The sequence below is a fragment of the Holdemanella biformis DSM 3989 genome, assembly GCF_000156655.1.
Classification (GTDB): Bacteria; Bacillota_I; Bacilli_A; order Erysipelotrichales; family Erysipelotrichaceae; genus Holdemanella; species Holdemanella biformis.
In genome coordinates this window covers 1-1,470 of the sequence record NZ_DS996871.1, presented here as the reverse complement: position 1 = coordinate 1,470, position 1,470 = coordinate 1, and the positions used below count along the sequence as shown (strand labels likewise).

Below are 1,470 nucleotides of genomic sequence, written 5' to 3'. Positions count from 1 at the left end.
TGCAATAAATGAGAAAAGAATTGAAGTATTAAACAAGACTGTATCCATTCAATCTAGGATGCTTGCTTCTACTTTAGGTATTGAAGAAAAAGAAGTATTGAATGTGATTGAAGCTTATTCAAATGCACTATCATTACTTGATGATTATGACCATGGAACCATCCCTAAACCTGATGGCATTGCTTCTATTTATCGTTTAAGTTATGAAGAATGTCGTGAATTGATTGATTCCATGAAATATGGCAACTTTTCAAATGTATTTGGCGTTGAAAAAGAGGAAGGAAAACTCAACGGAATCTTAGCAGCTATCTATCAAAACGTTTTTGGAACTGAATTATATCCAAGTATCGAAGAAAAGGCTGCAAATCTTCTTTACTTCTTAATAAAAGACCATCCATTTGTAGATGGTTGTAAACGCATAGGAGCTTCTATATTCCTTGAATTTTTAAATAAGAATAAACATCTCATTATCGACGGAAAACAAATTATTTCAGACAGTGCACTTGTTGCCATTACTTTAATGATTGCAGAATCCAGACCTGAAGAAAAAGAAACAATGGTCAAACTAGTAATGAACTTCTTAAATGCTTAGGATTTTTCACAACAACAAATGTTATTCTCTCTAAACCTAATCCTTTTTACATACCAGTCAAACACTGGATATGTAGGAGGGGCATCAAATCATCGTATTTTGTGCTTCTAATATCATCATGTATAGGCACTCATTGGAGGTTCGCAAAAATGAATATTAGCTGGCATTTTCGCCAAATTTTATTCAAACTCATTTAAAAAAAAGCAATAAAATCAACCGATTCTATCGCTAATTTCTATCGTCTCAAAGTGTCTAAAACCCTTTGTTTATAGGCTTATGGCGTCCCAGATAGGAGTCGAACCTACGACCTTTCGCTTAGGAGTTGAACCCATGTTTTGTCCGCTTGATATCGTGAAGTGTTAATTGTGCCGTAAATACGGCATTTTTAGCACTTTTTCAATTGTTCATTTTTGTCCGTTTTGTGCTAATAAATGGGTTCGAATGATGGTTCGGATGACGTCATCCGAACCCCTCTAATTAGCAAAATATTAGCAAAAAAGTTCGGATACGCGTAGGTCATCCGAACACTTTTCCCCCATTTTTGGGTGCGTTTGACGTGCATTCGAACCCTACGGCACGGAGCCCGAAAAAATTTGGAGCCCCCGACAGCATCCGAACCGTTCGGATGCTCTTTTGGATGCCTACTTTGCCCCAAATACGCTCTTCTGTAGTCTAAAACATGGGTTATGGAAAGAAAATTATTACAATTTTGATGAATAAAGCTTACTATGCTATAGTTTCTTTAAAGAAACTCTTTATTAAAATCATTCAAATATAAAAAGATTGGAGAAAACATGAACAATGAAATTATTAGATTTGTAAATGGCGATTTACAACTAGATGTTACAGTATCACCTGATAACGAAACGGTTTGGCTT

At 35.3% G+C, this 1,470-nt stretch carries 1 protein-coding gene; it reads left to right on the top strand.

Translation table 11 applies throughout. The annotated features are described in order from the left end of the window. A partial coding sequence (locus EUBIFOR_RS13335; RefSeq protein ID WP_003866336.1) for a type II toxin-antitoxin system death-on-curing family toxin occupies nucleotides 1–592 on the top strand: 592 nt, incomplete at its 5' end. Nucleotides 593–1,470: the final 878 nt, after the last annotated feature.